This window comes from Acidovorax sp. GW823-FHT01C06 (genome assembly GCF_058798375.1).
In genome coordinates, this window is the sequence record NZ_JBXAKN010000003.1 from 125,086 (window position 1) to 137,079 (window position 11,994).

Consider the following 11,994-nt stretch of genomic DNA (forward strand, 5'->3'; position numbering starts at 1 on the left):
CGCCGCGGCCTGCGTCACGGCCGCGCCGTCACGCAGGCTTGAGATAGCGGGCGAAGGTCTTGCGGAACTTGTCCACCTTGGGGCCCACCACGAAGGCGCAGTAGCCCTGGTTCGGGTTGTTCGCGAAGTAGTCCTGGTGGTAGGCCTCGGCCGCGCTGTAGTTGGCCAGCGGCTTCACCTCGGTGGTGATGGGCGCGCCGAACAGCTTGTCCTGCGACATCTGGCGGATCATGCCGTGGGCGATGTCGCCGTGCGCGGGGTTGTCGTAGTAGATGCCGCTGCGGTACTGCGTGCCCACGTCGTTGCCCTGGCGGTTGAGGGTGGTCGGGTCGTGGGTATGGAAGAAGATCTCCAGGATCTCCTCCAGACTGATCTCGTCGGCGTCGAACGTCAGGCGCACCACCTCGGCATGCCCGGTGTCGCCCCGGCAGATCTGCTCGTAGCTGGGGTTCAGCGTGTGGCCGTTGGTATAGCCGCTCTCCACGTCGGTGATGCCCCGCACGCGGTCGAACACGGCCTCGGTGCACCAGAAGCAGCCGCCGCCCAGAGTGATGGTTTGCAAGGTCATGGTGGTCCTTTGGTTGTGCTTTGCGATTATGAATTGACGCTCCGGCAGGTGCTTGCTACATTACTAACCGGTCAGTCATTAACAGAATTTCCCTTGTCCCCCACGCCCAACCCCTCTTCCGCCCCCCCGGGCACCAAGCGCGAGCGCCGCAAGGAAGCCCGTCCTGGCGAGCTGCTGGAAGCGGCGCTGGACCTTTTTGTCGAGAAGGGCTTCGCCGCGACCCGTGTGGATGAGGTGGCGGCGCGTGCCGGGGTTTCCAAGGGCACGCTGTTCCTGTATTTCCCCAGCAAGGAAGAACTCTTCAAGGCCGTGGTGCGGCACAACATCGCCGGCCGCTTCGAGGAGTGGACGCAGGAGCTGGAGACCTTCGAAGGCACCACCGCCGAGCTGCTGCGCTATTGCTACGAGGTGTGGTGGGAGCGCATCGGCTCCACCAAGGCCTCGGGCATCACCAAGCTGATGTTCAGCGAAGCCCAGAACTTCCCCGAGATCATGCAGTTCTACCAGCAGGAAGTGATCCAGCCGGGCCAGGGGCTGATCCGCCGCATCATCCAGCGCGGCATCGAGCGCGGCGAGTTCCGGCCGGTGGCGCTCGACTACATCGTGCACGTGGTGCTGGCCCCCATGATCTTCCTGATGATGTGGAAACACTCGCTGGCGGTCTGCATCCCCGACGGCCTGGGCCTGCAGCCCGAGCTGTTCATCCAGGCGCAGATCGACAACGTGCTGCATGGGCTGCTCGTGCGGCCCGATGCACCCCCGTGCGCCCCTCCCTCCTCCTCCCCTTCTTCTTCTCCGCCCGTGCGCGGCGCCTGACCATGAAACGCTGGATTCCCTGGGTGGCGGCAGCCATCGTCGTTGTGTTGCTGGGCGGCGGCGCGTGGCGCGCCATGGCGGCCCGCCAGGCGCAGCAGAAGGCGCTGAGCGAGGCCAGCGCCCAGAAGGCGCAGGCGCCGCTGCAGCTGGCCGCGGACGAGATCGTCACCGTGCGGCGCCAGAGCCTCACGCTGGAAGTGCCGGTGTCGGGTTCGCTGCGGGCGGTCGAGTCGGCCATGGTCAAGGCCCGCGTGGGCGGGGAACTGCAGGGCCTCATCCTGCGCGAGGGCGACAGCGTCAGGGCCGGCCAGGAAATCGCCCGCATCGACCCCACCGAAGCCCGCGCACGGCTGCGCCAGGCGCAGCAGCAGGCCGATGCCGCCAAGTCCCAGGTGGACATCAACCAGCGGCAATACGCCAACAACCGCGCGCTGGTGGACCAGGGTTTCATTTCGCCCACGGCGCTGGTCACCTCGCAGGCCAGCCTGGAGGCGGCGCAGTCGAGCCACCAGGCCGCCGTCTCGGCCGCCGACGTGGCGCGCAAGGCGCTCGACGACACCGTGCTCAAGAGCCCGATCACCGGGCTGGTGGCCCAGCGCCTGGCCCAGCCCGGCGAGCGCGTGGCCGTGGACGCCCGCATCATCGAGGTGGTGGACCTCTCCCGCCTGGAGCTGGAGGCGCTGCTGAGCCCCGCCGATTCGCTGGCCGTGCGCGTGGGCCAGAAGGCCCAGCTCACCATGGAAGGCTCGGCCGTGCCCGTGCCCGCCACCGTGGCGCGCATCAACCCCAGCGCACAGGCCGGCAGCCGCACGGTGCCCGTCTACCTGCGGGTGGAGCAGGCCCGGGGCGAAACGCCGCTGCGCCAGGGCCTGTTCGTGCAGGGCACGCTCGACACCGGCCGCGCCGAGGTGCTGGCCGTGCCGCTGGATGCCGTGCGCACCGACAAGCCCGCGCCCTACCTGCAGACGCTCAAGGACGGCCGCGTGGCCTACGTGGAGGTCAAGACCGGTGCGCGGTCGGTGCTGAGCGGCCAGACCTGGGTCGCCATCGAGGGCGTGGCCGAAGGCACACCCGTGATCGCCGGCCGCATCGGACAGCTGCGCGAGGGCACCGCCGTGGCGGCTGCCGCGCCCGCCGCCCCGGCCTCCGTGCCCCGCACCGCCCCCTGACCGCGCCGCACCGCCATGTGGTTCACCAAAGTCAGCCTCAAGAACCCCGTGTTCGCCACCATGGTGATGCTCGCCATCGTGGTGCTGGGCCTGTTCTCGTACCAGCGCCTGAAGGTCGATCAATTCCCCAACATCGACTTCCCGGTGGTGGTGGTCACCGTGGACTATCCCGGTGCGTCGCCGGAAATCGTCGAAAGCGAAGTCACCAAGAAGATCGAGGAAGGCGTCAACTCGATCGCCGGCATCAACGCCCTCACCTCGCGCAGCTATGAGGGCACGGCCGTCGTCATCATCGAGTTCCAGCTGCACATCGACGGCCGCAAGGCCGCCGAGGACGTGCGCGAGAAGGTGGCCACCGTGCGCCCCCTGCTGCGCACCGAGGTCAAGGAGCCGCGCGTGCTGCGCTTCGACCCCGCCAGCCGGGCCGTGTGGTCGCTGGCCGTGCTGCCGGACGACACGGCGGGCGCCACGGCCCGCAGTGCCGTGGAGCTGACCACCTGGGCCGAGCAGACGCTGAAGAAGCGCCTGGAGAACGTGCGCGGCGTGGGCGCCGTGAACCTGGTGGGCGCCACCAAGCGCGAGATCAACATCTACCTGAACCCGCAGGCGCTCGAAGCCTTCGGCGTGACGCCCGACCAGGTGGCCAGCGCCGTGCGCAACGAGAACCAGGACCTGCCCGTGGGCTCCATCCGGTCCCTCGCGCAGGAGCGCGTGGTGCAGATCGACGCACGCATGCAGCGCCCCGAGGACTTCGGCAGGATCATCGTCGCCCGCAAGAACGGTGCGCCCGTCCGCCTGGACCAGGTGGCCCGCGTGAACGACGGCGCGCAGGAAGTCGAAAGCCTGGCCCTGTACAACGGCCAGCGCACGCTGCTGCTGTCGGTGCAGAAGTCGCAGGGCGAGAACACCATCGAGGTGGTGGACGGCCTGACCGCCGCCGTGGCCGAACTCAAGAGCCAGTTGCCGCCCGGCGTGCGGCTGGAGACCATCGGCGACAGCGCCCGCCCCATCCGCGTGGCGGTGAACAACGTGCGCCAGACGCTGATCGAGGGCGCCATCCTCACGGTGCTCATCGTCTTCCTGTTCCTGAACTCCTGGCGCTCCACGGTGATCACGGGCCTCACCTTGCCCATCGCGCTCATCGGCACCTTCCTGTTCATGAACATGTTCGGCTTCACCATCAACATGATCACGCTGATGGCGCTGAGCCTGTGCGTGGGCCTGCTGATCGACGATGCCATCGTGGTGCGCGAGAACATCGTGCGCCACGTGCAGATGGGCAAGGGCGCTTACGACGCGGCGATGGACGGCACGCAGGAGATCGGCCTGGCCGTGCTGGCCACCACGCTGTCCATCGTGGCGGTGTTCATGCCCATCGGCTTCATGGGCGGCATCATCGGCAAGTTCTTTCACGAGTTCGGCATCACCATCGTCGCGGCGGTGATGATCTCGATGTTCGTGAGCTTCACGCTCGACCCCATGCTGTCGAGCATCTGGCACGACCCGAGCATCCACGCCCACGGGCAGCGCACCGAGCCGGTCACGTTCTACGACAAGACCATCGGCCGCGTCACGGGCTGGTTCGACCGGGCCACCGATGCGCTGGCCGAAGGCTACCAGCGCATCCTGCGCTGGTCGCTGGTGCACAAGCTGGCCACCATGGGCATTGCGCTGGCCATCTTCGTGCTGAGCATTTTCATGGTGCCGCTGCTGGGCACCGAGTTCGTGCCCAAGGCCGACTTCTCCGAAACCACCGTCAATTTCTACACGCCGGTGGGCTCCTCGCTGGAAGCGACCGAGGCCAAGGCCCGGCAGGTGGAAGGCATCCTGCGCGAGATGCCGGAAGTGCGCTACACCCTGGCCACCATCAACACCGGCAGCGCGCAAGGCAAGATGTACGCCAATCTGTACGTGCGCCTGGTGGACCGCAAGGACCGCAGCCGCAGCGTGGACCAGATGTCGGACGTGCTGCGCGAGCGCCTGAAGCAGGTGCCCGGCATCACGGTGACCCACGTGGGCCTGCTCGATGCCGTGGGCGGCCAGAAGCAGGTGGAGTTCTCGCTGCAGGGCCCCGACCTGCAGGAGCTGGAGCGCCTGACCAGGATCGTCACGGACAAGATCCGCGACATCCCGGGCCTGGTGGACCTGGACACCAGCGCCAAGCCCGACAAGCCGGTGATCGCCCTCGATGTGCGCCGCGAGGCCGCCTCCGACCTCGGCCTGGCCGTGGCCCCCATGGCCGCCTCGCTGCGCACGCTGGTGGCGGGCACCACCGTGGGCAACTGGCGCGCGCCGGACGACCAGACGTATGACGTGAATGTGCGCCTGGCCCCCGAGGCCCGCACCGCCCCCGCAGACCTGGAGCGCCTGCCCTTCGCTCTGACGGCCGCCGACGGAACCACGCGCATCGTGCGCCTGAACCAGGTGGCCCGCGTGACCGAATCCACCGGCGCCAACCAGATCAACCGGCGCGACCTGACCCGCGAGGTGGCCGTGAACGCCAACGTGGCCCAGCGCTCGGCCGGCGAGGTGTCCAACGACATCAAGAAGGCGCTCGAGAGCGTGAGCTTCCCTCCCGGCTACCGCTACCAGTTCGGCGGCTCCACCAAGAACATGGCCGAGTCCTTCGGCTATGCCATCTCGGCCCTGGCCATGGCCATCATCTTCATCTACATGATCCTGGCGAGCCAGTTCAAGAGCTTTTTGCAGCCGCTGGCGCTCATGACCTCGCTGCCGCTCACGCTCATCGGCGTGGTGCTGGCGCTCCTGATGTTCCGCTCCACGCTGTCGATGTTCTCCATCATCGGCGTGGTGATGCTCATGGGCCTCGTGACCAAGAACGCCATCCTGCTGGTGGACTTCGCGATCCGCGCCCGCGAGGAACACGTGAACGACGAAGGCCGCACCGTGCCCGGCCTGCCCCGGGCGGACGCCCTGCTGCTGGCCGCGCGTGTGCGGCTGCGCCCCATCCTCATGACCACGCTGGCCATGATCTTCGGCATGGTGCCGCTCGCGTTCGCGCTGTCCGAGGGTTCCGAGCAGCGCGCGCCCATGGGCCAGGCGGTGATCGGGGGGGTGATCACCTCTTCGCTGCTCACGCTGGTGGTGGTGCCGGTGGTGTATTGCTACATGGACGATCTGGCGCAATGGGCCCTTCGCCGCATGGGCCGCGGCCGCCCCCTGGCCGGGGCCTCTAAAATCGAGGGTTTGTCCTGACCCACGCCTCCCCTGGAGAAATCCCATGAACATGCCTCTGAACACGTCCGCCAATACCAGCGACCCCGTCGCCCAGGCCCGCTACAACATGATCGAGCAGCAGATCCGTCCCTGGAACGTGCTGGACGCCGACGTGCTGGACCTGCTGGCGATCGTTCGCCGCGAAGATTTCGTGCCTCCGGCCTACCGCAACATGGCGTTCATGGACATTGAAGTGCCCCTGCTCGGCAATGACGCCGAAGAGGCCGTGCGCCTGGGCCACAGCATGCTGCAGCCGCGCGTCGAGGCGCGCATCCTGCAGGACCTGCAAATCAAGCCCACCGACCGCGTGCTGGAGATCGGCGCGGGCTCCGGCTACATGGCCGCCCTGCTCGCCCACCGCGCCGAGCGCGTGGTGTCCCTCGAGATCAACCCCGAGCTGGCCGAGATGGCCCGCGAGAACCTGCGCGACGCGGGCATCCAGAATGCCGACGTGCGCCAGGGCGACGGCGCCCGCGATGCCATCCCCGATGGCCCGTTCGACGTGATCGTGCTCAGCGGCTCGGTCGCCGAAGTCCCCACGGCCCTGCTGTCGCACCTGCGCGATGGCGGCCGCCTGGGCGCCATCGTCGGCGGCGAACCCGTCATGCGCTTCACCGTGACCCGCCGCGCCGGCGACCGTTTCGAGACGGTGTCGCCCTGGGACACCATCGCGCCGCGCCTCGTGAACTTCCCCGAGCCGTCCGGCTTCACGTTCTGACCCCGGCTCCCCGAGCCTTGCATCCTGAGTCCCCTTCGGAGTCCTGCATGATCGATCACGTCCGTCCCGCCCAGCTGTCCGCCTGGTTCGCCGCCGCCCCCGAAGGCGGCCAGCCCCTGGTGCTGGACGTGCGCGAGCCCTGGGAGCTGCAGACCGCCAGCGTGCGTGCGGACGGCTTCGAGCTGGCCGCCATCCCCATGGGCGAGCTGTCCGGGCGCCTGGCCGAGCTGAACCCCGCCCGCCCCATCGCCTGCCTGTGCCACCACGGCGCCCGCAGCCTGCGCGTGGCGGCCTTCCTGCAGCACCACGGTTTTGAGCAGGTGGCCAACATCACCGGCGGCATCGACGCCTGGTCGCAGGAAAGCGACCCCGCCGTGCCCCGCTATTGACGACGGCGGCGGCCGGACCGCCCGCAGCCACCGCGCCTGTTTTGCCCCATTTTCGACACGCAGACTCTTTTCCGAAGGACCTCCATGACACCGCTACGGCCCCTCTCCCTGTCCCTTCTGTCCCTGGCGCTCGGCGCGGCACTGTGTGCCCCGGCGCAAGCCCAGAGCCTGCTGGAACTGGTGGAATCGGCCCGCACCTATGACACGGCGTGGCAATCGGCCCGCGCCCAGCTCGATGCGGCGGCCCGCCGCGCCGACCAGGCCCGCGCGGGCCTGCTGCCCAGCGCCGGGCTCACGGCCGGGCTCAGCCGCGCCAATGTGGAGCTGAGCCGCCCGCCGGTGGAAAACACCGGCACCACGCAGACGCTGGGCGTGCAGGCCTCGCAGCCGCTGTACCGCCCCGCCAACCGCATCACCCTCGAACAGGGCCAGCGTGGCGTGGATGTCGCCCAGGCGCAGCTGGATGCGGCCACGCAGGACCTGCTGGTGCGTGTGAGCCAGGCTTACTTTGACGTGCTGGCGGCGCAGGACACCCTGGCCTTCGTGCAGGCGCAAAAGGCTGCAGTGTCGGAACAGCTTGCCTCCGCCAAGCGCAACTTCGAGGTGGGCACCACCACCGTCACCGACTCGCGCGAAGCCCAGGCCCGCTACGACCTGGTGGTGGCGCAGGAAATCGCCGCCGAAAACGACCTGCGGGTGAAGCGCCTGGCGCTGGACCAGCTCGTGGGCATCACAGGCACCACCCCCAAGCCCCTGGCGCTGCCCGTGCCGCTGCCCTCCGTGCAGCCCGACAACGTGACCACCTGGGTGGATACCGCGCGCGACCAGCAGCCCGGCGTGCGCCAGGCCGCGATCGCGCTGGACATCGCCCGCCTGGAAACCAGGAAGGCCGAAACCGGCCATCTGCCCACGGTGGACCTGCAGGCGGGATACAACATCACGCGCAACCCGAACGGCACCATCACGTCGCCCGGCGTGAACAACCGCACCAACAGCGCCAGCGTGGGCGTGGCGTTCAACCTGCCGCTGTTCGCCGGCTTCTCGGTGCAAAACCGCATCAGGGAAACCCTGGCGCTGGAAGAAAAGGCCACGGCCGACCTGGAAACCACCCGCCGCAACGTGGCCCAGGCCACGCGTGCTGCCTTCTTTGGCGTGCAGTCCGGCCAGGGCCAGGTGCAGGCCCTGGAAGCGGCCGAGGCCTCCAGCCAGAGCGCGCTGGACGCGAACAAGCTGGGCTACCAGGTGGGGGTGCGCATCAACATCGACGTGCTGAACGCCCAGAGCCAGCTCTTCCAGACCAAGCGCGACCTGGCCCAGGCCCGCTACAACGTGCTGCTGGGCACGCTCAAGCTGCGCCAGGCGGTGGGCACGCTGACGCAGCAGGACGTCGAGGCGATCAACGCGCTGCTCGTCAAGTAGAGGGAGACAGGGAAGCCCCGGCGGGCTGCACGATCGCGCGCACCGCCCGGGCCGTTGCCAGCGCGGCCCCACGGTGGTCGCTGGCGAAGCGGCCCGCACGTTCGCTGGCGGCCCGCTGGCGGCCGGCGTCCAGTGCCAGCGCCGCAGCGCACGCGATGCCGGCGGCCATGTCGGGCACGCGCTGCGCGGCGCCCGCCGCGCAGGCCAGCTCGGCCGCCTCCGCAAAATTGAAGGTGTGCGGCCCCAGCACCACCGGGCACCCGCCCGCGGCGGCCTCGATGAGGTTCTGGCCGCCCAGCGGCGCAAAGCTGCCCCCCAGCAAGGCCACGTCGGCCAGGCCGTAGTACAGCGCCATCTCGCCCAGCGAATCGCCCAGCCACACATCGGCCGCCTCGGGCCCGGCCGCCCAGGTGCTGCGGCGCGACACGCCGAGCCCGGCGCGCTGGAGCAGCTGGTGCACCTCGTCAAAACGCTGCGGGTGGCGCGGCACGATGAGCCACTGCACGTTACCTGCTTCGCTATTGATAGCTGCTGGCGCTTTGTCAGCAAGCGCTGGAGCCTGTTTTTGCTTGAAATTTTCCAGCCACATCGCCTCCTCGCCCTCACGGCTGCTGGCCAGCAGGACCACGGGGCGTCCCGTGCGCGCGCGCCAGGCGCGGCCCTGGGCGGTCTGGGCGGCGTCGGGCACCACATCGAACTTGAGGTTGCCAAACACGCCGCGCACCGGGGCGCCGATGGCCCGCAGGCGGGCCGCGTCGTCCTCGGTCTGGGCCCAGACGGCGGCGAGGCCGCCATAGGCCGGGCGCGCCAGCGGCGCCAGCCGCTGGGCCTTGCGCAGCGACGTGGCGTTGAAGCGCGCATTGGCCAGCACCAGGGGCACGCCGCGCCGCTGGCAGCCGGCCACCAGGTTGGGCCAGACCTCCGTCTCCATGAGGATGCCGATGGCCGGGCGGAACTTGCGCAGGAAACGTGCGACCGCGCCCGGCGTATCCCACGGTTGCCACACCTGCACGTCACCGGGGTGCAGCAGCCGCTCGCCCTCGGCCCGCCCCGTGGCCGTGCCGTGGGTGAGCAGCAGGCGCATGCCCGGCAGCTGTTCGCGCAGCTGCCCGAGCAGGATGCCGGCGGCGCGGGTTTCGCCCAGGGATACGGCATGGATCCAGACAAAGCGGCCGAGCGGGTCGGAGCTGCTGTGCGGCATGAGGCTGTCCATGGGCGCCGGGTAGCGGCCAAACCGCTCGCCCACCGCATGCCCATAGCCGGGCTCGGCCACCGCGCGGCGGCGCAGCTTGCGGCGCAGCAGCGGCTGCGCGCACCAGGTCACCAGCGAATACAGGGCCCGCGCGGCGTTCATACCGGAAGGGGCAGGTCCAGCACGCCGCCGCTCCAGCCGCTGTCGCCGCGCGCGGCCCAGACCAGGCAAGGCCGGTCGTGCGTGGCCGCGGCCACGCACCCGTCCCCGGGCTCCCAGACCGCGCTGCGGCCGGCGCTGGCGTAGCCGCCCGAGGCCCCGCTGTAGTTGGCCAGGAGCACGGCCATGCCGTGGTCCCGCGCATAGCCGCGCAGCAGGTCCGACTCGGGCCCGTAGCCTTTTTCGGAAATCAGCGCGCTGGCGGCATAGAGCACCGCGCCCGCCCCGTGCGCGGCGCGCGCATGCTCGGGGTGGGTGATGTCGGCGCAGATGGCCAGCCCCGTGGGTTCGCCGGCGAGCAGGTGCACCTGCGCGTCGTCCATTCCCGCGCTGGCGAATGACGCTTCGCTGGCATGCAGATGGCGCTTGCGGTACAGCGCCGCGCTGCCATCGGCGCCCAGCACCCATGCGCCGATGGAGGGCAGCAGCGCGCCCGGCGCCACGGGGGCCGCGGGCGCGCCCACCACCAGCGCCATGCCGTGGTCGCGCGCCGCCTGCCGCAGCGGCGCCAGCACGCCATGGTCGGCATCCAGCACCTGGGCGGCCAGCACCGCCGGCTCGTAGCCCGTGAGCGACAGCTCCGGAAACACCAGCACCTGCACCCCGTGGTGCGCCGCCACCCGCGCGAAGGCCAGGTGCGTCTGCACGTTGCGCGCCACGTCCCCGGGCACGGACGGCGACTGCGCGGCAGCGATGCGCAGGGGGGTGGACAGGTGCGAATTCACGGTCGGCGGATGGGCGAAAGGGTCAGGGAAAGTTCGGCGGGGCGAATGCGCCGTGTGGGCATCATCGCGCCCGGCTCAATGGCTCGCGGCCCCCACGTGCGCACCAGGCTTCACGCGGTGCAGCAGGGCCAGCATGGCCGATTCGATGCGCGCCAGCGCCTCGCTCGTGTGGCCTTCGAAGCGCAGCACCAGCACGGGCGTGGTGTTGCTGGCACGGATCAGGCCAAAGCCGTCCGGCCAGTCCACGCGCAGCCCGTCGATGGTGCTGACCGTGGCGGGCGCCGCGAAGGTGCCGGCGGCCAGGGCCTGCAATTCGGCCGTCAGGCGGTGCGGCTCACCCTCGGCGCAGGCTACGTTCAGCTCGGGGGTGGAGAAACTCGTGGGCAGTGCGTTGAGCACGGCGCTCGGGTCGCTGCTCCTGCTCAGGATCTCCAGCAGGCGGCAGCCCGCATAGGTGCCGTCGTCGAAGCCGTACCAGCGCTCCTTGAAGAAGATGTGGCCGCTCATCTCGCCGCCCAGCGGGGAGTTGGTCTCCTTCATGCGGGCCTTGATGAGCGAATGACCGGTCTTGAACATCACCGGCACGCCGCCGGCGGCCGCAATGGCGGGCGCCAGGCGCTGGGTGCACTTCACGTCGAAGATGATCTCGCCGCCGGGCACGCGCGAGAGCACGTCCTGCGCGAAAAGCATCATCTGGCGGTCGGGGAAGATGTTGGTGCCGTCCTTGGTCACTATCCCTAAGCGGTCGCCATCGCCGTCGAAGGCCAGGCCCAGTTCTGCATCGCTGGCCTTCAGGGCGTCGATCAGGTCGCGCAGGTTCTCCGGCTTGCTCGGGTCGGGGTGGTGGTTGGGGAAGTTGCCGTCCACCTCGGAAAAGAGCTCGATCACCTCGCAGCCCAGCGCGCGGAAGATGGCCGGCGCCGACGCACCGGCGATGCCGTTGCCGCAGTCCACCACGACCTTGAGCGGGCGGGCCAGCTTGATGTCGCCCACGATGCGCGCGGTGTAGGCCGGCAGCACGTCCACGTGGCGCACCGAACCGCCGGGCAGCAGCTGCCAGCTTTCCTGCTCCATGGTGCGGCGCAGGCCCTGGATCTCCTCGCCGTAGATGGCGCGGCCATTGAGCACCATCTTGAAGCCGTTGTAGTCCTTGGGGTTGTGGCTGCCCGTGACCTGGATACCGCTCGCGCACAGCGTGCTGGCTGCAAAGTAGAGCAGTGGCGTGGTCACCAGGCCCACGTCGATCACCTCGATGCCCGCCTCCACCAGCCCCTGGATCAGCGCGGCCGACATGGCCGGGCCCGACAGGCGCCCGTCGCGCCCCACGGCCACCGTGGTCTGCCCTTCGGCGCGGGCGGCGGTGCCAAAGGCCCGGCCCAGGCCCAGGGCCACTTCTTCATTCAGGGTGGACGGCACGATGCCGCGGATGTCGTAGGCTTTGAAAATGGCGGGCGTGGGCTGCACGTAGGGGCCTTTCACGAAGAGGGTTGAAACGTCCGCAGCATTGTAGGCGGCCCCTTCCGCCTCCTTGCGCACGCCGCC

General features: G+C 69.6%; 10 protein-coding genes. 6 read left to right on the plus strand and 4 right to left on the minus strand.

The window, feature by feature from the left end; translation table 11 throughout:
* Positions 1–28: 28 nt before the first annotated feature.
* Entirely contained in the window at positions 29–568 is a 540-nt protein-coding gene (gene msrA / locus AC1RCS_RS08765; protein WP_218295042.1) for a peptide-methionine (S)-S-oxide reductase MsrA, read from the minus strand.
* Positions 569–661: 93 nt separating this feature from the next.
* Between msrA and AC1RCS_RS08770 the strand changes: the two genes are divergently transcribed.
* From AC1RCS_RS08770 to AC1RCS_RS08795, 6 genes are all read left to right on the plus strand, one after another.
* Entirely contained in the window at positions 662–1,384 is a 723-nt protein-coding gene (locus tag AC1RCS_RS08770) for a TetR/AcrR family transcriptional regulator (RefSeq protein WP_218295043.1), read from the plus strand.
* 2 nt (positions 1,385–1,386) lie between these two features.
* Entirely contained in the window at positions 1,387–2,553 is a 1,167-nt protein-coding gene (locus AC1RCS_RS08775; RefSeq protein WP_492245943.1) for an efflux RND transporter periplasmic adaptor subunit, read from the plus strand.
* A gap of 15 nt (positions 2,554–2,568) precedes the next feature.
* On the plus strand, positions 2,569–5,769 hold the full coding sequence (locus AC1RCS_RS08780) for an efflux RND transporter permease subunit (protein ID WP_369642438.1): 3,201 nt from the start codon (positions 2,569–2,571) through the stop codon (positions 5,767–5,769).
* 25 nt (positions 5,770–5,794) lie between these two features.
* Positions 5,795–6,508, plus strand: coding sequence for a protein-L-isoaspartate O-methyltransferase family protein (locus AC1RCS_RS08785; protein ID WP_218295046.1), 714 nt, complete (start codon positions 5,795–5,797; stop codon positions 6,506–6,508).
* Positions 6,509–6,555: 47 nt separating this feature from the next.
* Complete coding sequence (locus AC1RCS_RS08790) at positions 6,556–6,897, plus strand: rhodanese-like domain-containing protein (protein WP_218295047.1); 342 nt, start codon at positions 6,556–6,558, stop codon at positions 6,895–6,897.
* Between the two features lie 84 nt (positions 6,898–6,981).
* Positions 6,982–8,316 carry a TolC family outer membrane protein gene (locus AC1RCS_RS08795; RefSeq protein WP_492245942.1) on the plus strand — a complete coding sequence of 445 codons (1,335 nt, stop codon included), beginning with the start codon at positions 6,982–6,984 and terminating at the stop codon, positions 8,314–8,316.
* On the opposite strand, the gene AC1RCS_RS08800 is transcribed toward AC1RCS_RS08795, so the two are convergent.
* From AC1RCS_RS08800 to AC1RCS_RS08810, 3 genes are all read right to left on the minus strand, one after another.
* Positions 8,309–9,670, minus strand: coding sequence for a 3-deoxy-D-manno-octulosonic acid transferase (locus AC1RCS_RS08800; protein WP_492245941.1), 1,362 nt, complete (start codon positions 9,668–9,670; stop codon positions 8,309–8,311). The two genes, AC1RCS_RS08795 and AC1RCS_RS08800, sit on opposite strands and share 8 nt — an antisense overlap.
* Positions 9,667–10,452 carry a carbon-nitrogen hydrolase family protein gene (locus AC1RCS_RS08805; RefSeq protein ID WP_492245940.1) on the minus strand — a complete coding sequence of 262 codons (786 nt, stop codon included), beginning with the start codon at positions 10,450–10,452 and terminating at the stop codon, positions 9,667–9,669. Before AC1RCS_RS08805 ends, AC1RCS_RS08800 begins: the two co-directional genes overlap by 4 nt.
* 75 nt (positions 10,453–10,527) lie before the next feature.
* Positions 10,528–11,916 carry a phosphomannomutase/phosphoglucomutase gene (locus AC1RCS_RS08810; RefSeq protein WP_492245997.1) on the minus strand — a complete coding sequence of 463 codons (1,389 nt, stop codon included), beginning with the start codon at positions 11,914–11,916 and terminating at the stop codon, positions 10,528–10,530.
* Positions 11,917–11,994: the final 78 nt, after the last annotated feature.

What these genes read in the sequence shown, in the direction of transcription:
- msrA (WP_218295042.1), bottom strand. Translation starts at nt 568, where the DNA reads ATGACCTTGCAAACCATCACTCTGGGCGGCGGCTGCTTCTGGTGCACC.
- AC1RCS_RS08775 (WP_492245943.1), top strand. Translation starts at nt 1,387, where the DNA reads ATGAAACGCTGGATTCCCTGGGTGGCGGCAGCCATCGTCGTTGTGTTG.
- AC1RCS_RS08780 (WP_369642438.1), top strand. Translation starts at nt 2,569, where the DNA reads ATGTGGTTCACCAAAGTCAGCCTCAAGAACCCCGTGTTCGCCACCATG.
- AC1RCS_RS08785 (WP_218295046.1), top strand. Translation starts at nt 5,795, where the DNA reads ATGAACATGCCTCTGAACACGTCCGCCAATACCAGCGACCCCGTCGCC.
- AC1RCS_RS08790 (WP_218295047.1), top strand. Translation starts at nt 6,556, where the DNA reads ATGATCGATCACGTCCGTCCCGCCCAGCTGTCCGCCTGGTTCGCCGCC.
- AC1RCS_RS08795 (WP_492245942.1), top strand. Translation starts at nt 6,982, where the DNA reads ATGACACCGCTACGGCCCCTCTCCCTGTCCCTTCTGTCCCTGGCGCTC.
- AC1RCS_RS08800 (WP_492245941.1), bottom strand. Translation starts at nt 9,670, where the DNA reads ATGAACGCCGCGCGGGCCCTGTATTCGCTGGTGACCTGGTGCGCGCAG.